Genomic DNA, 17417 nt, shown 5'->3' with positions numbered 1-17417 from the left:
GGCGGGGGCAGCCGGTCAGCGGGCCAGTCCGGTGCGGGGCCGGGCCCGGCTGCTCCGCTTGCGGCGCGTTTCGGGAGGCGTACGACGCTCGATCCGGGGGCGGTGGCCCGCCTCCGTGCGCCCTGTGCCCGAGGCGTCCCCGCCACCGACGGCACCGGGGTGCACGCTGACCAGGCCCGAGCGGAACAGCCCGTGGTCGATGCGGCGGGCCACGGCCGACTCCAGTTCCTCCCGGAGTGGCCCCTCGCGCAGGACCGCACCCGGACCGAGCAACCCTTCGACCACGGCAAGCGCCCCGACGGCGTCACCGTGGTTGAGCCGCTCCCGAACCGCAGGCAGTGCCTCCGGGCTGCGATGCACGGCGTCGATCGCCCGCAGGCACGGCAGCGCCGGCCCGCCGAGCGCCACCAGCAGCTCTTCGCGGCGCAGTTGGGCCGGATCGTGGTCGACCGCCGTCAGCACTCCGTTCCGCAGCGCGATCCGATGGACCTCGCCCCGGCATTCCACCCGGTGTGGATCGCCGGGCTCGAAGGCGCGATCGGCCACCGGTGCTGAGCCGGGCGCCCCCAGTGCTGCGGCGACGAGCGGATGCAGCCGCTCGGCCGCCGTCAGCCCGGCCCTCAGCAGCTCCAGATCCGGAAGGACCCGGGCCGCCGCTTCCGGTAGCACCGGGAGCGCCGCCACTTCTTGCGGCGGCAAGACCTCCCGAAGCGGCCGGAACGTCGGGGCATGGCTGTCGTCGGGGGCGACGAGTTCGAGTACGGCACGCCTCCGGGGACCGAGCCGCACGGTGAAGGCCCCGCGGGGACGCCCCTGGGACCGCAACAGCAACTCCGCCTCTGCGGCCCAACTCGCCACAGCCCACGTGGAATCGTTGACGGCGGGCAGGTCCGACCACTCCAGCAGGCCGGGCCGCTCAGGCGGGCCCGGTGGCGCCGGCAGGAACGGCGGCCCGGGTGCGTGGGGCCGGTCCGGCGGAGCCATGGACGGGGCCCCGGCCGCCGCTCCGCACCGCCGCGCCAGTTCGCCGCTCCGCGCGGAGTCCCAGAGATGGCGGTGCAAGTCGAGCCGGAAACGCCGGTCGGGATGCGGGTGCGGGTGCTGATGTGAAGGCGGACGCGGATGGTGCGTGGTGGTGCCGTCCCCAGACCCCTCCCACAGGGCCAGGGACATCCACTGTCCGGCGTCCGCCCAGGTCGGCGGCGTGCGTACCACCAGCTGCAAGGGTGTGGTGCCGGAACTCCGGTAATGGGCCAGGGAGACGGTGAGTCCGGGCCGGAGCCGCCCGTCGGGGGCGATCCGGGGCATGTGCCAGCGCAGCAGATCCGGTGCAAGCCGACGCAGATCCGCACGGAGGCGGGTGAGGAGATCGGTGCCGTGGCGGTCGCGCACGGCGCGCAGATCGAGATCGACGTGAATCCGGGCGGCGGCGCACGCCCCCGCCCAGTCACCCACCGCACGCCGTGCGGTCGCGGCCTCGATCATGGACGGTGGCACGGCGTACTCACGTACGCGCTGCCACATCAGCAGGCGGGACGGAATCGTGTGCGCGATGTGATGTGCCATCAGCACTCACCTTGCGCGAACGATTCCCCCAATCCGTACGAGGAGAAGTTCTTCATCCCGAGCATCATAAGCACGGCGGTGCGCGCCGTGCCCCCCGGTTTCCGGACTCCCGGTGTGGTCAGCAACGTGCCGACGCGGTCCGGCGTGGAGGGGCCGGAGGGGCTCATATGCCATATTGCGGACACATCTCCGACGAGAGGCGTGTCATGAAGTTCGCAGTCATCGGCGGTACCGGCCTGATCGGGTCACAGGTCGTCAGGGACCTGAACGCCGCCGGGCACGAGGCGGTGCCGCACTCGCACTCCACCGGAGTCGACGTCATCAGCGGCCAGGGACTGGACGGGGCGGTGGACGGGGCCGACGTCGTCGTCAACCTGACGAACTCGCCGACCTTCGACGAAGCCTCCCTGTCCTTCTTCCAGACCTCCATGGACAACCTTCTGGCCGCGGCCCGCAAGGGCGGTGTCGGCCACTTCGTCATCCTCTCGATCGTCGGTGTGGACCAGGTGCCGGAGCTGGACTACTACCGGGCCAAGGCGCTCCAGGAGAACATCCTCGCGGCCGGGTCGATCCCCTACTCGATCGTCCGGGCGACGCAGTTCATGGAGTTCATGGACGCCGTCATGTCCTGGACCGCGGAGGACGACGCCGTCCGGCTGCCCGCCACGCCGATCCAGCCGATCGCCTCGAAGGACGTGGCCGCAGCGGTGGCGGAGGTGGCCGCGGGCGCCCCGCTGAACGGCATTCGCAACATCGCCGGCCCCGAGATCTTCACTCTGGACGAGCTGGGCCGGATCACCCTGTCCCACAAGGGCGACAACCGCACCGTCGTCACCGACCCGACCGCCGGCATGTTCGCCGTCGTCAAGGGCGACGTTCTCACCGACAGGGACGCCCACCTCGCCCCCACCCGCTACGCCGACTGGCTCTCCTGACCCGGTCGAGCCCCGTTGGCCCCGCGGATCGCAGCGAACCGGTACCTGCGAAACACCTGCCGCGGCACTAGGTGTCGAACGTGTCCAGACCCCTGCCCACGAGGCGGGCCGCGCGGTGGACGTCGGCGGTGACGGCCCGCCGGAGTCGCTCGGGAGTGCGGGCGGTCCTCAGCCGCATGCCGATGCTGCGGAACTGGACCGCCCACAGGCCGATGAGCGAGGTCGCCGCGATCTGCGGTTCGGGGTCGAGCGGGGCCCGGCCGGTGCGCCGGGCGAGGGCCTCGGCCGCCGCGGCGATGAGCCTCTCCGTGGTGGCGCGCTGGTGGGCGACGAGGGAGGGGGTGGACCTGAGGAGGGCCCCGAAGCGCCGGAACATGTCGGCGGCCAGATCGGTGTCCTCCTGGGCGGCGAGCCAGGAGCACACCGCGGCGAGTTCGCCGGACAGAATGGACAGGGCCGCCTCGACGGGCGGCACGGTGGGATCGGCCAGGGCGGGAAGAGCCGCCAGCGTGCTCTCCCAGCGATCCAGGACCAGCGCTTCCTTGGTCGGGAAGTAGTTGAAGACCGTCTTCTCCGACACGCCGCACGCCGCGGCGATCTCGGACACCCGGACCGCGTCGAAGCCGCGCTCCAGGAACATCTCCGTCGCCGTCTCGGAGAGCCGGCGCCGCATCTCGCGCTTCTTGCGCTCCCTCAAGCCCTCGCCCACAGGCGCCTGGTCCCTGGAGCCGCCGAACATCGACCAGTCCACCGCACCCGTCGTCATGGCCCAAGGCTATGACAGCTCCCCAGAAAATTCTGCTACTGTATTTTTTCAGTCACAGAAGATTGAGGAGCCGCCGTGAGCGAGATCAGGATCGTCCGCGACTACCCGCACGCTCCCGAGAAGGTCTGGCGCGCCCTGACCGATCCGGAGCTGATCCCGAGGTGGACCGTGACGGGCGCGGGTGCGCACGCCGTGGGGTTCGCTCCGGTGGTCGGCACCCGGTTCCAGTTCCGGGCCAGGCCCAAGCCCGGCTGGAACGGCATCGTCGACTGCGTCGTGCTGGAGGTGCAGGAGCCCCGCCTGCTGCGCTACTCCTGGATCGGCGGGGACGGCGAAGGGGACACCACGGAGGTCGTCTACCGGATCGATCCCCGCGAGGGCGGCACCCGTTTCACGTACGAGCACACCGGTTTCACCGGCGTCGGCGGAGCGCTCATGGCGCGGCTGCTGGGGCGCATACGGCGCAGGATGCTCACCACCGGGCTGCCTGCCGTGCTGGGCAGCCTGGAAAGTCTCGACGAAGAAGGCCGGGCGCACTGAGCCCCCGGTCCGTGCATGCAGAAAAAGGCGGGCCCGGCCACCCTGTTCCGTCAGGGTGGCCGGACCTGCCCCGATCGCCGCTCAGTGCCGGAAAACGTCCTTGGCCTTCTCCTTGGCCTGACGGGCGTCTCCGCGAGCCTGCTCCATGCGGCCCTCGGCCTCCACGCGCTCGTTGCCGACGGCGCGGCCCGCGGTCTCCTTGACCTTGCCCTTCGCCTGCTCGGTCTTGGCCTGTGCCTTCTGGTTCTCGGCCATGGCTGTCACCATCCCTACGTCGTCACGGCGTTCGGTGGTGTTCGGATTGCCTTTGTTCCGGCGGTCAAACGCCCCGGTAATTCACTGCGCCATGAACCAAGATGTGCGGCGAACCGATCAGAATTCCACCGACGCCCTTGAAAAAAACCTGGATTTCCGGATGCGTGTCCAGGCGTCGACGGGGAACCCGCTCGGCCGGAGGTTGATGAACATGGTTCCCCTGCTTCTGGTTCTTCTTCTGGCCCTGGTCCTTTTCGGTGCGGGCTTCGCCTTGAAGGCGCTGTGGTGGCTTGCCGTCATCGTGCTCGCCGTGTGGCTGCTGGGGTTCGTCGTCCGCCCGGCGGGTGGCGGTCGGCGGGGTCGCTGGTACCGCTGGTAGCGGTGCGTCTCGACGCGCCTGTGGGGCCCCGGTCGCATCCGGGGCCCTTTCGCGGGTCCGGGCATCCGTGGCCCGTCGGGCGCCGGATGCGTCAAACGGAACCGGCGCCTCCAAACCGGCGCCCGGCCTCGGCCGCCGTTCGACGAGAGGTCTGCAGGGGCCGCATAGGGTGCGGGCATGAGCATCATCGGAGTCGGTATCGACGTCGCCGAGATCGACCGCTTCCGGGCCGCGCTGGAACGCACCCCCGGGCTGGCCGAACGGCTCTTCCTGGAGCGGGAGTTGCTGCTGCCCGGCGGTGAGCGGCGCGGGATCGCCTCGCTGGCCGCGCGGTTCGCGGCGAAGGAGGCGGTGGCCAAGGCGCTCGGCGCGCCGGGCGGGCTGCACTGGACCGACGCCGAGGTGTACGTCGAGGACAGCGGGCAGCCACGGCTGCGGGTGACGGGCACGGTCGCGGCCCGCGCCGCCGAACTCGGCGTTCAGTTCTGGCACGTGTCGCTCAGCCATGACGCGGGTGTGGCGTCGGCGGTGGTCGTCGCTGAGGGATAGTGCCTCCGTCATGGTCTCGGCACCGTGGGGGACACTCGGCCGTATGCGTACTGCGTACAGCGTGGAGACGGTGAGGACGGCCGAGCGTGCGCTCATGGCCCGGCTTCCGGAGGGGGCGCTCATGCAGCGCGCCGCCGCCGGACTGGCCGCGGCCTGCGCCCAGTTGCTGGGGCGGGTGTACGGCAGCCGGGTGGTGCTGCTGGTCGGCAGCGGGGACAACGGCGGCGACGCCCTGTACGCCGGGGCGCGGCTCGCCCGGCGCGGGGCGGGGGTCACGGCACTGCTGCTGGCGCCGGAGCGGACCCACAAGGGTGGGCTCGCGGCCCTGCGGAGGGTGGGTGGCACGGTCCCGGAGGACCTTTCCGCGGCCGAGGAGGCGATGCGGGCCGCCGACCTCGTCATCGACGGGATCGTGGGCATCGGCGGCAAGGGCGGGCTCAGGCCCGACGCCGCACGGCTCGCCGCGCTCGCCGACGCCTCGCGTGCGCTCGTCGTCGCCGTGGACCTGCCCAGTGGTGTGGAGGCCGACAGCGGTCAGGTGCGGGGGGACGCCGTACGGGCGGATCTCACCGTGACCTTCGGTACCCACAAGCCGGCGCTGCTCATCGATCCGGCGCGGGAGTACGCCGGTTCCGTACGGCTCGTCGACATCGGGCTCGAACTGCCCGAGGACGCCGAGCTCGAGGCGTTGCAGCACGCGGACGTGGCCGCGCTGCTGCCGGTGCCGCGGGCCGAGAGCGACAAGTACCGGCGGGGCGTCGTCGGTATCGCCGCCGGGTCCGCGCGCTATCCCGGAGCGGCCGTGCTCGCCGTCGCGGGGGCGCTGCGGGGCGGCGCCGGGGCCGTGCGGTATGTGGGCCCGGCCGGGAGCGCGGTGATCGCCCGCTTCCCGGAGACGCTGGTCTCCGACCGGGGGCCCGCCAAGGCCGGGCGGGTGCAGGCCTGGGTGGTGGGTCCCGGCGCGGGTGACGACGCGGCGACCGTGGCCGAGGTGCTGGAGGCGGACGTACCCGTCCTCGTCGACGCGGACGGGCTCAGGCTGGCCGACCGGGACGCCGTACGCGCCCGTACCGCGCCGACGCTGATGACCCCGCACGCGGGCGAGGCCGCCGCGCTGCTCGGCGTGGCGCGCGAGGAGGTCGAGGGCGCACGGCTCGCGGCCGTACGGGAGTTGGCGGCGCGCTACGGGGCGACCGTCCTCCTCAAGGGGTCCACCACGCTGGTGGCGGACCCCGACGGCGGACCGGTGCGTGTGAACGCCACCGGCACGCCGTGGCTGGCGACCGCGGGCAGCGGAGACGTGCTGTCGGGCCTCGCGGGGTCGCTTCTCGCGGCCGGGCTCACGGCCCGGGACGCGGCGAGCGTGGCGGCCTACCTGCACGGCCTGGCGGGCCGCTACGCGGCGGACGGCGCGCCGGCCGGGGCTCATGACGTGGCCGGGGCGATTCCGGAGGCCTGGCGGGACGTGCGGGGCTGAGCGGGTGGGGGCTCCGGCGGCCGGAAGATACTCACCGGTACCGGCATCCCCGTGCCGTCCGACCCCTCTGAGACACTGGGGCGCGATGGAAGGTATCGAGACAGCACCCCTGCGTGCCCGCGCCGAGATCGACCTCGCGGCCCTGCGGGCGAACGTGCGTGCCCTGCGCGGCCTCGCGCCCGGCGCGGCCCTGATGGCGGTCGTGAAGTCGGACGCGTACGGCCACGGGGCCGTGCCGTGCGCCCGCGCGGCCCTGGAAGCCGGCGCCGAGTGGCTCGGCACGGCCACGCCCGAGGAGGCCCTCGCCCTGCGCGAGGCAGGACTGCCGGGCCGCGTCCTGTGCTGGCTCTGGACCCCCGGCGGTCCCTGGCAGCGTGCCGTCGAGGCCGACATCGACGTGTCCGTCAGCGACCTGTGGGCCCTCGACGAGGTGCGCGAGGCGGCCGCCGCCGCAGGCGTGCCCGCCCGGGTCCACCTGAAGGCCGACACCGGCCTGGGCCGCAACGGCTGCCAGCCCGACGACTGGCCGGAACTCGTCGCAGAGGCCCTGCGCGCCCAGGCCGACGGTCTGGTCACCGTGGTCGGCCTGTGGTCCCACTTCGCCTGCGCCGACGAACCCGGCCACCCTTCGATCCAGGCCCAACTGGACCGCTTCCGCGAGATGGTGGCGCACGCCGAGCAGCAGGGCGTGCGCCCCGAGGTGCGGCACATCGCCAACTCGCCCGCCACGCTGACCCTGCCCGAGGCGCACTTCGACCTCGTGCGCACCGGCATCGCGCTGTACGGCATCTCACCGAGCCCCGAACTCGGCACCCCCGCCGACTTCGGACTGCGCCCGGTGATGACCCTCAAGGCGTCGCTCGCCCTGGTCAAGCAGGTCCCCGGCGGCCACGGCGTCAGCTACGGCCACCGGTACACCACGCCCGGTGCCACCACCCTCGGCCTGGTCCCGGTCGGCTACGCGGACGGCATCCCGCGCCACGCCTCCGGTACGGGACCGGTCCTGGTCGACGGCAAGCTGCGCACCGTCGCGGGCCGGATCGCCATGGACCAGTTCGTCGTGGACCTGGGCGGCGACGAGCCCCCGCCCGGCACCGAGGCGGTCCTCTTCGGCCCCGGCGACCGGGGCGAACCCACCGCCGAGGACTGGGCGCAGGCGGCCGGAACCATCGCTTACGAAATCGTGACCCGGATCGGAACCCGCGTCCCGCGCGTCTACGTAAAGGTGAACGCGGAACAAGATGGGTAATCCACTCGGGTGAGCCGGGGCAGACGTAGGGCTGAACGGGGACCCCGGTAAGAAGGAGCGGGACGTGAGCGAGAGCAGTGCGGAGACGGCGGGGGCCGTCGCGGGCGCGACCGCCGCTGCCGCCGGCAACTGGCGTCTCGCCGGTCTCGCCGGCGCCGCGATAGGCGTGGTCGCGGCGGGTGCCGCGGCCGGTGTCGCGATCGAGCGGATGACGGTCGGCCGCGGCATGCGCAGGAAGGCCCGGCTGGCCCTGGACTCGGCGGGGCCGTACGGCACCCTCCGCGGCGCCCCCGGCAAGGCGTACGCGGACGACGGCACCGAGCTGTACTACGAGGTCGACGACATCGAGCCGGAGAAGATCCCGGCGCAGCGCCGCCGCCGGCTCTTCGGACGCAAGGCCCCGGCCCCGGTCACCGTCGTCTTCAGCCACGGCTACTGCCTCAACCAGGACTCCTGGCACTTCCAGCGGGCAGCGCTGCGCGGCGTCGTCCGCACCGTGCACTGGGACCAGCGCAGCCACGGGCGCTCGGGGCGGGGCATGGCCCAGGCCGACGGCACACCGGTCTCCATAGACCAGCTCGGGCGCGACCTCAAGGCCGTGATCGACGCGGCCGTGCCCGAGGGACCGATCCTGCTCGTCGGCCACTCCATGGGCGGCATGACGGTCATGGCCCTCGCCGACCAGTACCCCGAACTGATCCGCGACCGGGTCGTCGGTGTCGCCCTCGTCGGCACGTCCTCGGGGCGGCTCGGCGAGGTCAACTTCGGACTGCCCGTCGCGGGCGTCAACGCGATACGCCGCATCCTGCCCGGAGTGCTCAGAGCGCTCGGGCAGCAGGCCGAGCTGGTGGAGAAGGGGCGCAGGGCCACCGCCGACCTGTTCGCGGGGATCATCAAGCGGTACTCGTTCGCGTCCCGGGACATCGATCCGGCCGTCGCCCGGTTCGCCGAGCGGATGATCGAGAGCACGCCGATCGACGTGGTCGCCGAGTTCTACCCGGCCTTCACCGACCACGACAAGACGAAGGCGCTCGCCCACTTCGCCGAGCTTCCGGTGCTCGTCCTGGCCGGCGTGCAGGACCTCGTCACCCCCAGCGAGCACAGCGAGGCGATCGCCGACCTGCTGCCGGACGCCGAACTGGTGCTCGTGCCGGACGCCGGGCACCTGGTGATGCTGGAGCACCCCGAGGTCGTCACCGACCGCCTCGCCGACCTCCTGATGCGCTCGGGAGCGGTCCCCGCAGGGGCTACCGTGGGGGGCTATGGAAGCACCAGCACCGCACAGCCCGGCTGAGGCCCCCGCGCCGGGCGTCACCGTCGAGCTCACCGTCACCTCCCCCGAACAGATGCAGGAACTGGGGCGCCGACTGGCCAAGCTGCTGCGCGCCGGCGATCTCGTACTGCTGAACGGCGAGCTGGGCGCCGGCAAGACCACGCTGACCCGCGGGCTCGGCGAGGGCATGGGGGTGCGGGGAGCGGTCACCTCGCCGACGTTCGTGATCGCCCGCGTGCACCCCTCCCTCGGGGACGGCCCGCCGCTGGTCCACGTGGACGCCTACCGCCTGGGCGGCGGCCTGGAGGAGATGGAGGACCTCGACCTCGACGTCTCGCTGCCGGAGTCGGTGGTCGTCGTGGAGTGGGGCGAGGGCAAGGTCGAGGAGCTGACGGAGGACCGCCTGCACGTGACGATCCACCGGGCGGTCGGCGACACGACGGACGAGGTGCGGCACGTCACCCTGGCGGGCCTCGGGTGGCGCTGGGCTCAGGTGGACCTGGCCGCGTTGTCCGCCTGAACCGGGGCGCCCCCTCCGAGGGGCGCGCCGGGGGTGGAGCAATATTCCGACAACGCGTCGGCAAGCTGTTGCGCTGCGGGCATCCCTCGTGGTCACATGGATGGCGAGACCTGAGTTAGGTGTACCTAACCGTGCCGCCCCCGCGACACCAGGAGGCGTCCATGCCGGCCACGGAACGAGACGAGTGCCAGCCGCGCGTGGTGCCCGCAGCGGGCGGCGGTCTGTCGATGAAGGACCTGCTCGCGTCGTGCGCCGCGGCCGAGGCCGTATCCACTCCGCCGAGGGACCCCGCACCCGACGAGCCCCAGCCGGCTCCCGTGACCGAGGAGCGGCGCAGGGTCGCGTAGGGCGGGCTTTCGCCGCTCGACGCCGCAGCCCGGCCGCTCGCCGAGGCCGCCGCTACGTGACGACCGCTACTTGACGACGACGACCTTCTGGTTGAACGTCGCGAACTCCCACATCGCCGTGCCGTCCGCACGCCCCTCGCGGATCCCGCCCAGCTTCTTCGACGCGTCCGGCTTCGGCGTCGAGCCGTCCACGGCCGCGCTGAAGCCGAACACCACGCCGTCGCTCACCGCGAACCGCACGATGTGTTCCACCTGCTTGCCGTCCGAACCCGTCCCGGCCGCGGTCCGGGACGTCACCGTGTACGTGCCCGGGGCCGGGTCCACCGTCCCCGGCATCACGGTGAAGGTGCGCTCCACCTTGTTGTCCGTGCCGACCAGCCACACCCGGTCGTCGCCGAGCGAGTACACCACCCGCTCCCCGGTGCCGGAGCCAGCGGGCACCGCCGCCGCGTTCGCCTTGTCCTGCGGGGCCTTCGGCGCAGCGGCCCCCGGCGACTTCTTCACCTGCGGCTTGCCCAGCGTGTCGGGCACGTGCGCCGACGCCTGGTAGGCGAGGAAACCGACCGCGGCGACGGCCGCCGCGGTGAGCCCGGCCACGAATCCCGAGCTGCTCCTAGCCACCCTTGCCCACCTCTCGACCCCGCGGACGTACTTCCGTCGGACACTTTTGCTGTGACGGTAGCAGCAGCCGCGGTGCGGACCGGCCCGGCCGTGCGACGGGCGCGGGCGCCGTACGCTGTTTGCGTGCTCTTGCTCGCTCTGGATACCGCCACCCCCGCCGTGACCGTCGCCCTGCACGACGGGACGTCCGTCGTCGCCTCGACGAGCCAGGTCGACGCGCGCCGGCACGGGGAACTGCTGCTGCCCGCCGTCGACCGGATCCTCGCCGAGGCGGGCACCCGGCTCGACGCCGTCACCGGCGTGGTCGTCGGCGTGGGCCCCGGCCCGTACACCGGGCTGCGGGTCGGCCTGATGACCGCCGACACCTTCGGACTCGCGCTCGGCGTGCCCGTGTACGGCCTGTGCACCCTCGACGGCCTCGCGTACGCCTCCGATCTCACCGTGCCCTTCGTGGTCGCCACGGACGCCCGCCGCAAGGAGGTCTACTGGGCGCGCTACGACGACGCGCGCACCCGTGTCACCGAGCCCGCCGTCGACCGGCCCGCCGAGATCGCCGAGAAGGTCGCGGGCCTGCCGGCCGTCGGCGCCGGCGCACTGCTGTACCCGGACACCTTCCCGGACGTCCACGAGCCCGAGCACGTCTCGGCCGCGGCCCTCGCCTCCCTGGCCGCCGAGAAGCTCGCCAAGGGCGAGGAACTGCCCGCGCCGCGTCCGCTGTACCTGCGCCGCCCCGACGCACAGGTGCCCAAGAGCTACAAGGTGGTCACGCCCAAGTGACCACGCCCGTGACACGGCCGCAGACGCCCCGGCTGCGCGAGATGCGCTGGTGGGACATCGACCCCGTGCTGGAGCTGGAGAAGGACCTCTTCCCGGAGGACGCCTGGTCGCGGGGCATGTTCTGGTCCGAACTCGCGCACTCCCGGGGCCCGGAGGCGACCCGTCGGTACATCGTGGCCGTCGAGGGCGACCGCATCGTCGGCTACGCGGGGCTGGCCGCCCAGGGCGACCTGGGCGACATCCAGACCATCGCCGTCGCCCGTGAGCGCTGGGGCACCGGCCTCGGCGGACGGCTGCTGACCGAGCTGCTGCGGGCCGCGACGGCGTTCGAGTGCGCCGAGGTGATGCTCGAGTGCCGGGTCGACAACGTACGCGCGCAGAAGCTGTACGAACGCTTCGGCTTCGAGGCCATCGGGTTCCGGCGCGGCTACTACCAGCCCGGGAACGTGGACGCCCTGGTGATGCGCCTGACCACCACGCCCGACGGCGACTTCGCCCCGGGCTCCCCATCAGTACGAGGAACCGAGATCAATGGCTGACCAACCCCTGGTCCTGGGGATCGAGACGTCCTGCGACGAGACCGGCGTCGGCATCGTCCACGGCACCACCCTCCTCGCGGACGCCGTCGCCTCCAGCGTCGACGAACACGCGCGCTACGGCGGGGTCGTCCCCGAGGTGGCGTCGCGCGCCCATCTGGAAGCGATGGTGCCGACCATCGAGCGCGCGCTGAAGGACGCGGGAGTCTCCGCGAAGGACCTCGACGGCATCGCGGTCACCGCTGGGCCCGGACTGGCCGGCGCCCTGCTGGTCGGCGTGTCGGCGGCGAAGGCGTACGCGTACGCGCTGGGCAAGCCGCTGTACGGCGTCAACCACCTGGCCTCGCACATCTGCGTGGACCAGCTGGAGCACGGCGCGCTGCCGGAGCCGACGATGGCGCTGCTGGTGAGCGGCGGCCACTCCTCGCTGCTGCTGTCCACGGACATCACCTCGGACGTACGGCCGATGGGGTCGACGATCGACGACGCGGCGGGCGAGGCCTTCGACAAGATCGCTCGGGTGCTGAACCTCGGCTTCCCGGGCGGCCCGGTCATCGACCGGTACGCCAAGGAGGGCGACCCGGACGCGATCGCGTTCCCGCGGGGTCTGACCGGTCCGCGCGACCCCGCCTACGACTTCTCCTTCTCCGGTCTGAAGACGGCGGTGGCCCGCTGGATCGAGGCCAAGCGCGCGGCGGGGGAGGAGGTCCCGGTCCGTGACGTGGCCGCGTCCTTCCAGGAGGCGGTGGTGGACGTGCTGACCCGCAAGGCGGTGCGGGCCTGCAAGGACCAGGGCGTCGACCATCTGATGATCGGCGGCGGCGTCGCGGCCAACTCCCGGCTGCGCGCCCTGGCCCAGGAGCGGTGCGAGGCGGCCGGCATCCGCCTGCGCGTCCCCCGCCCCAAGCTGTGCACGGACAACGGCGCGATGGTCGCCGCGCTGGGCGCGGAGATGGTCGCCCGGGGCCGTGCGGCGTCGTCCTGGGACCTGTCGGCGGACTCGTCGCTTCCGGTGACGGACCCGCATGTGCCGGGCAACCCGCACGACCACGACCACGTGCACGAGGTGAGCAAGGAGAACCTCTACTCGTGACGGTCGCACTGATGTGGGAGGCCCGGGCGGCCGCCGGCCGGGGCGAGGAACTGCTGGCCTGGGCCCGCGTCCAGGAGCTGACGCCCCCGCCCCTGCGCCGCGAGACCTTCCGGGCCCCGCAGGACCGCGTCCTCGTCATCACCTGGTGGGACGCGGACTACGCCGCCGACCTCCCGGAACTGCCCGAACCGGACGGGGAGTTGGTCACCCGGGCGGTGCATCGGTGGCGGTTCGAGTCGGTGTCCGCGGTGACGCCGGCTGAGGACGCGGTGACGTCGGGCTGAGGACGCCGGATGAAAGTGAGATTTTCCGAAGAATGACGGCTCGGTGCCTCTGCTCGTCATAATTCGGACTTACGTTCCTCTGTGTGACTTCAGCTGACGAGCAGGGGGGTGGCCGTCGACGGCCACGTCTGATGAAGGTCGTCGGTGCCGTGGCAGCCTGCGGCATCGTCCTCACGGCCGCCGGGGCGGCCTGGGCGTACTGGCACCTCAACCACAACATCAAGAGCGTCGACATCGACCGCGCGCTCGGCACCGACCGCCCGGCGCGCCCGACACCCTCGGCCTCCGCGTCCGCCGCACCGCTGCCGGGCGGCCCGCTGAACATCCTTGTCCTGGGCTCCGATTCGCGCAGTGGCAGGCAGAACGCCGCCCTCGGTGGGGGCGACGTCTCGGGGGCCCGTTCGGACACGGCGATGGTGGTGCACATCGACGCGGGCCGCACGAAGGCCACGGTGGTCAGCATCCCGCGCGACACCCTCGTCACCCGGCCGTCGTGCCCTTCGGCGTCGGGGGGCAGGACGGCGGTGGCGTACGGGGCGATGTTCAACACCGCCTACGAACTGGGCGGACCGGTCTGCGCGGTCAAGACGGTCGAGTCGATCACACGGATCCGTATGGACCACTTTCTGGAGATCGACTTCTCCGGGTTCGCCAAGCTGGTGGACGCCCTCGGCGGGGTCACGGTGACGACGGACCAGGACATCGACGACGACAAGAGCCACCTGCAGCTGAAAGCGGGCACCCACCACCTCGACGGCACCCAGGCCCTGGGCCTGGCCCGCACCCGGTACGGCATAGGCGACGGCAGCGACCTGGGCCGCATAGCGCTCCAGCAGAAACTGGTGAAGGCGCTGCTGGACCAGCTGGCCTCGACGAACCTGCTCACCGACCCCGCGGAGCTGTACCGGGTCGCGGACGCGGTCACCGGCAGCCTGACCACGGACACGGGCCTGGACTCGCTGCCGGAGCTGACGCGTCTGGGCGCGAGCCTGAAGGGTCTGACGTCGAAGAACGTGACAACGGTGATGATGCCGGTGGTGCCCGCCCCCTCGGACGCCAACCGGGTGGTGGCGAAGGAACCGGCGGCGAGCGAGTTGTGGACTTCCCTGCGCTGAGGACGGTCCCGAAAATTTCTCGAGAAAATCCGTGGGCCGTGTCGATCCGCGGCGCGCTCGTTCGACGTAAGGGGTGAGAGGCCGGGAGCAGCCCGGCCGTCGTACCGAGGAGTCACCATGCCGCGTTACCTGTCGATCGTGCGCGTCGACGAGACCACCGCGCCCGCGGAGGGCCCGAGCCCCGAACTGATGCAGCGGATGGGCGAGCTGATCGAGGAGATCACCAAGGCCGGGGTCATGCTCGACACCGCCGGGCTCACGCCGGCCGCCCAGGGCGCCCGGGTGCGCTGGGAGGGCGGGCAGCTCTCCGTCACGGACGGCCCGTTCACCGAGTCCAAGGAGGTCATCGGCGGCTACGCGCTCATGCAGTGCAAGGACAGGGCCGAGGCGATCGAGTGGGCCAAGCGGTTCGTGAAGGTGCACGAGGAGTACTGGACGATCACCTGTGAGGTCCGGGAGATCGCCGAGGCGTGAGTGCCGTTTTGCGTCCGCCGGCCGGGGGTGTTGCATGGTGGGCTGTGGAACAGCAGCCCACCGCCCCCGGCGGCCCGGTCGGCGCCATCGAGACCGTCTTCCGGATGGAGTCACCGCGTCTCATCGCCGGTGTCGCCCGGATCGTGCGCGACGTCGGGATCGCCGAGGAGCTGGCGCAGGACGCCCTGGTCGCCGCCCTGGAGCAGTGGCCACGGGAGGGGGTGCCGGACAGTCCCGGTGCCTGGCTCATGGCCACCGCCAGGCGACGCGCGATCGACCTCGTACGCCGCCGGGAGCGGTACGCGCGCAAGCTGGAGGAGGTCGGGCGGGACCTTGAGGCGGCGCCGTACCACGTGGACGTGCCCTCCGACCCGGACGACATCGACGACGACCTGCTGCGGCTCGTGTTCACCGCCTGCCACCCCGTGTTGTCCGCCGAGTCCCGCATCGCGCTCACCCTGCGGCTGCTCGGTGGACTGACCACCGCCGAGATCGCTCGCGCGTTCCTGGTGCCGGAGGCCACCGTCGCGCAGCGCATCGTCCGCGCGAAACGGACGCTCGCGACGAAGGGCGTCGCCTTCGAGGTGCCGTACGGACCCGAGCGGGAGGCCCGGCTCGGGTCCGTGCTCGAGGTCATCTACCTGGTCTTCAACGAGGGGTACGCGGCCACGGCCGGCGACGACCTGCTGCGCCCCGCCCTGTGCGAGGACGCCCTGCGGCTGGCCCGGGTGCTGGCCGAGCTGATGCCCAAGGAGCCCGAGGTGCACGGGCTGGCCGCGCTGCTGGAGTTCCAGGCCTCCCGCACGGCGGCCCGCACCGGGCCGGACGGCGGGCCCGTCCTGCTGAAGGACCAGAACCGGGCGCGCTGGAACCGCCTGCTCATCACCCGCGGCGTCACCGCCCTGGGCCGCGCCGACGCGGCCTCCCCCAAGCTCTCGGCTTCGCTCGAGCAGGGGGCACCCCCATCGCGGGTCCCCGGCCCGTACGTCCTGCAGGCCGCGATCGCCGCCTGCCACGCGCTCGCGCACACCTACGAGGAGACGGACTGGGCGCGTATCGCCACCCTGTACGGTCTGCTGGCCGCCCGCTCCCCGTCACCGGTCGTCGAACTGAACCGCGCGGTCGCCGTCTCCATGGCGGAGGGGCCGGGCCCGGCCCTGGAGATCGTCGACCGGCTGGCCGCCGAACCCGCCCTGCACGGCTACCACTTGCTGCCGAGCGTCCGCGGCGACCTGCTGGCCCGGCTCGGGCGCATGGAGGAGGCCCGTGAGGAGTTCGTCCGGGCCGCGGGCCTCGCCCGCAACGAACGGGAGCGTGAGCTGCTCACGGCGCGCGCGGAGGACTGTCGTTAGACGTCGTTAGACGGGGTGCCCGAGCAGCATGGTGGGTGCCCCGGCGACCCGGGTCAGGAACACGGTCACCGCGTTCGGGCCGTGCGGCTTGGGCAGGACCTTGCGGCGCAGTTCCTCGGGTTCGACGGCCGAGCCGCGCTTCTTCACGGTCAGGATCCCGACCTCCCGCTCCCGCAGCAGCGCCTTCAGCCTCTTCACGTTGAAGGGGAGCCGGTCGGTGATCTCGTACGCGGTGGCGTACGGGGAGTCGCGGCGGTCGTCCGCCGTCACATAGGCGATCGTCCCGTCGATCAGGCCGCCGTCCACGTCCTCGGCCACCTCCGCCACCAGGTGCGCGCGGATGACGGCGCCGTCGGGTTCGTAGAGGTAGCGGCCGAGCGGGCGCACAGGCGGGTCCGGCAGGCCGCGACCGCGCAGCACGCGCGGTCCGGGCAGCAGCGTGGCCCGTACCTCGCCCGGGCGCGTGCCGAACCACAGCACCGCCTCCTTCACGTCCCCGCCGTCCGAGATCCACTCGGCCTCCGCCGCGTCCGGCACCGCCTCGTGCGGGATGCCCGGCGCCACCTTCAGGGCCGCGTGCGGGGCCTTCAGAGCCGTGGCCACCGCCCAGGACAGCGGCGGTGAATACGCCTCCGGGTCGAAGATGCGCCCGCCCGTCACCCGGCCACCACCCCTCACCGACGCGCTTCGCGCGGCCCCTCCTGGCCTGCCGCCGCGTCGCGCGGGGTCGACGAAGACGGCGTCGTAGGAGGACACCTCCACCTCGGTGACGTCGGCCTCGCGCACCTCGATCAGGGCGGCGAGGCCCAGCGCGTCGGCGTTCGCGCGCGCCACGGCCGCCGTCAGCGGGTCGCGGTCCACGGCCAGGACGCGGATGCCGGCCCGGGCGAGCGCGATCGCGTCGCCGCCCACGCCGCAGCACAGGTCGGCGACGGAGGTCACTCCGAGGGCCCGGAAGCGCTCGGCGCGGTGGGTGGCGACCGTCGCCCTGGTGGACTGCTCGACGCCGTTCGGGGTGAAGAACATCCGCTGCGCGTCGCCCGCGCCGAACTTCGCCGCCGCCCGCTCGCGCAGCCGTGCCTGCGTGAGAGCGGCGGAGACCAGCTCGGCGGGGTGCTCGCGGCGCAGCCGGGTGGCGACGGCCAACTCCCGCGCCGGGTCGGTGCCGCGCACCTCGTCCAGGAGGGCGCGGCCCTCGGGGGTGAGCAGGGAGGCGAAGGAGAGGTCGTTCACCCGGCCATTGTCGGCCAGTCGGTGGATGGCGTGCGCCGGGTCGCGGTGTCGGCCCGCCGTGACCGCCGGTGGCTGG

The 17417-nt window shown here is 72.7% G+C and carries 21 protein-coding genes; 16 read left to right on the top strand and 5 right to left on the bottom strand.

What is annotated here, in order from left to right:
- Positions 1-15: 15 nt before the first annotated feature.
- Positions 16-1566, bottom strand: coding sequence for a hypothetical protein (locus tag ACFYZJ_RS25135; RefSeq protein ID WP_388571507.1), 1551 nt, complete (start codon positions 1564-1566; stop codon positions 16-18).
- A 206-nt stretch (positions 1567-1772) separates the two neighbouring features.
- Between ACFYZJ_RS25135 and ACFYZJ_RS25130 the strand changes: the two genes are divergently transcribed.
- Complete coding sequence (locus ACFYZJ_RS25130) at positions 1773-2501, top strand: SDR family oxidoreductase (protein WP_388571505.1); 729 nt, start codon at positions 1773-1775, stop codon at positions 2499-2501.
- Positions 2502-2568: 67 nt separating this feature from the next.
- Here the strand turns inward: ACFYZJ_RS25130 and ACFYZJ_RS25125 are convergent, their stop codons facing one another.
- Positions 2569-3267, bottom strand: a complete 699-nt coding sequence (locus ACFYZJ_RS25125) for a TetR/AcrR family transcriptional regulator (protein WP_388571503.1) — start codon at positions 3265-3267, stop codon at positions 2569-2571.
- Positions 3268-3342: 75 nt separating this feature from the next.
- Here ACFYZJ_RS25125 and ACFYZJ_RS25120 point away from each other — a divergent pair, with 75 nt between their 5' ends.
- The gene (locus ACFYZJ_RS25120) at positions 3343-3807 is read left to right on the top strand and encodes an SRPBCC domain-containing protein (protein ID WP_388571502.1); all 465 of its coding nucleotides are present in this window, start codon (positions 3343-3345) and stop codon (positions 3805-3807) included.
- An 81-nt stretch (positions 3808-3888) separates the two neighbouring features.
- Here ACFYZJ_RS25120 and ACFYZJ_RS25115 read toward each other — a convergent pair whose 3' ends face one another.
- Positions 3889-4062: a CsbD family protein gene (locus ACFYZJ_RS25115; RefSeq protein WP_388571501.1), complete on the bottom strand. Its 174-nt coding sequence runs from the start codon at positions 4060-4062 to the stop codon at positions 3889-3891.
- Between the two features lie 211 nt (positions 4063-4273).
- Here ACFYZJ_RS25115 and ACFYZJ_RS25110 point away from each other — a divergent pair, with 211 nt between their 5' ends.
- The 7 genes from ACFYZJ_RS25110 (at position 4274) to ACFYZJ_RS25080 (ending at position 9856) form a co-directional block, all read left to right on the top strand.
- On the top strand, positions 4274-4441 hold the full coding sequence (locus ACFYZJ_RS25110; RefSeq protein ID WP_388571673.1) for a hydrophobic protein: 168 nt from the start codon (positions 4274-4276) through the stop codon (positions 4439-4441).
- Between the two features lie 177 nt (positions 4442-4618).
- A complete protein-coding gene (locus ACFYZJ_RS25105) occupies positions 4619-4990 on the top strand; it encodes a holo-ACP synthase (protein WP_388571499.1) in 372 nt (123 codons plus the stop codon).
- Between the two features lie 43 nt (positions 4991-5033).
- Positions 5034-6467 carry an NAD(P)H-hydrate dehydratase gene (locus ACFYZJ_RS25100; RefSeq protein WP_388571497.1) on the top strand — a complete coding sequence of 478 codons (1434 nt, stop codon included), beginning with the start codon at positions 5034-5036 and terminating at the stop codon, positions 6465-6467.
- An 85-nt stretch (positions 6468-6552) separates the two neighbouring features.
- Positions 6553-7716, top strand: coding sequence for an alanine racemase (gene alr / locus ACFYZJ_RS25095; RefSeq protein WP_388571495.1), 1164 nt, complete (start codon positions 6553-6555; stop codon positions 7714-7716).
- Positions 7717-7780: 64 nt separating this feature from the next.
- The gene (locus tag ACFYZJ_RS25090; RefSeq protein ID WP_388571493.1) at positions 7781-9010 is read left to right on the top strand and encodes an alpha/beta fold hydrolase; all 1230 of its coding nucleotides are present in this window, start codon (positions 7781-7783) and stop codon (positions 9008-9010) included.
- Positions 8979-9509 carry a tRNA (adenosine(37)-N6)-threonylcarbamoyltransferase complex ATPase subunit type 1 TsaE gene (gene tsaE, locus ACFYZJ_RS25085; RefSeq protein ID WP_388571491.1) on the top strand — a complete coding sequence of 177 codons (531 nt, stop codon included), beginning with the start codon at positions 8979-8981 and terminating at the stop codon, positions 9507-9509. The genes ACFYZJ_RS25090 and tsaE overlap by 32 nt, the downstream gene beginning before the upstream one ends.
- A gap of 161 nt (positions 9510-9670) precedes the next feature.
- Entirely contained in the window at positions 9671-9856 is a 186-nt protein-coding gene (locus ACFYZJ_RS25080) for a hypothetical protein (protein ID WP_388571489.1), read from the top strand.
- A gap of 66 nt (positions 9857-9922) precedes the next feature.
- On the opposite strand, the gene ACFYZJ_RS25075 is transcribed toward ACFYZJ_RS25080, so the two are convergent.
- Positions 9923-10477: a hypothetical protein gene (locus ACFYZJ_RS25075; RefSeq protein ID WP_388571487.1), complete on the bottom strand. Its 555-nt coding sequence runs from the start codon at positions 10475-10477 to the stop codon at positions 9923-9925.
- A 123-nt stretch (positions 10478-10600) separates the two neighbouring features.
- Between ACFYZJ_RS25075 and tsaB the strand changes: the two genes are divergently transcribed.
- From tsaB to ACFYZJ_RS25040, 7 genes are all read left to right on the top strand, one after another.
- On the top strand, positions 10601-11254 hold the full coding sequence (gene tsaB, locus ACFYZJ_RS25070) for a tRNA (adenosine(37)-N6)-threonylcarbamoyltransferase complex dimerization subunit type 1 TsaB (protein WP_388571485.1): 654 nt from the start codon (positions 10601-10603) through the stop codon (positions 11252-11254).
- 8 nt (positions 11255-11262) lie between these two features.
- Positions 11263-11793: a ribosomal protein S18-alanine N-acetyltransferase gene (rimI, locus tag ACFYZJ_RS25065; RefSeq protein ID WP_388571672.1), complete on the top strand. Its 531-nt coding sequence runs from the start codon at positions 11263-11265 to the stop codon at positions 11791-11793.
- Positions 11786-12883: a tRNA (adenosine(37)-N6)-threonylcarbamoyltransferase complex transferase subunit TsaD gene (gene tsaD / locus ACFYZJ_RS25060; RefSeq protein ID WP_388571483.1), complete on the top strand. Its 1098-nt coding sequence runs from the start codon at positions 11786-11788 to the stop codon at positions 12881-12883. Before rimI ends, tsaD begins: the two co-directional genes overlap by 8 nt.
- Entirely contained in the window at positions 12880-13167 is a 288-nt protein-coding gene (locus ACFYZJ_RS25055; protein WP_388571480.1) for a hypothetical protein, read from the top strand. Before tsaD ends, ACFYZJ_RS25055 begins: the two co-directional genes overlap by 4 nt.
- A gap of 131 nt (positions 13168-13298) precedes the next feature.
- Positions 13299-14282 carry an LCP family protein gene (locus ACFYZJ_RS25050; RefSeq protein ID WP_388571670.1) on the top strand — a complete coding sequence of 328 codons (984 nt, stop codon included), beginning with the start codon at positions 13299-13301 and terminating at the stop codon, positions 14280-14282.
- 117 nt (positions 14283-14399) lie between these two features.
- Positions 14400-14756: a YciI family protein gene (locus ACFYZJ_RS25045; protein ID WP_388571478.1), complete on the top strand. Its 357-nt coding sequence runs from the start codon at positions 14400-14402 to the stop codon at positions 14754-14756.
- Between the two features lie 44 nt (positions 14757-14800).
- Entirely contained in the window at positions 14801-16108 is a 1308-nt protein-coding gene (locus ACFYZJ_RS25040) for an RNA polymerase sigma factor (protein ID WP_388571476.1), read from the top strand.
- 6 nt (positions 16109-16114) lie between these two features.
- On the opposite strand, the gene ACFYZJ_RS25035 is transcribed toward ACFYZJ_RS25040, so the two are convergent.
- Positions 16115-17341, bottom strand: a complete 1227-nt coding sequence (locus tag ACFYZJ_RS25035; RefSeq protein WP_388571474.1) for a methyltransferase domain-containing protein — start codon at positions 17339-17341, stop codon at positions 16115-16117.
- Between the last annotated feature and the right edge of the window lie 76 nt (positions 17342-17417).

It is taken from the genome of Streptomyces sp. NPDC001848 (assembly GCF_042891915.1).
Lineage (GTDB): Bacteria > Actinomycetota > Actinomycetes > Streptomycetales > Streptomycetaceae > Streptomyces.
The sequence above is the reverse complement of the archived record's forward strand: the minus strand, read 5'-3'. Positions and strand labels throughout refer to the sequence as shown.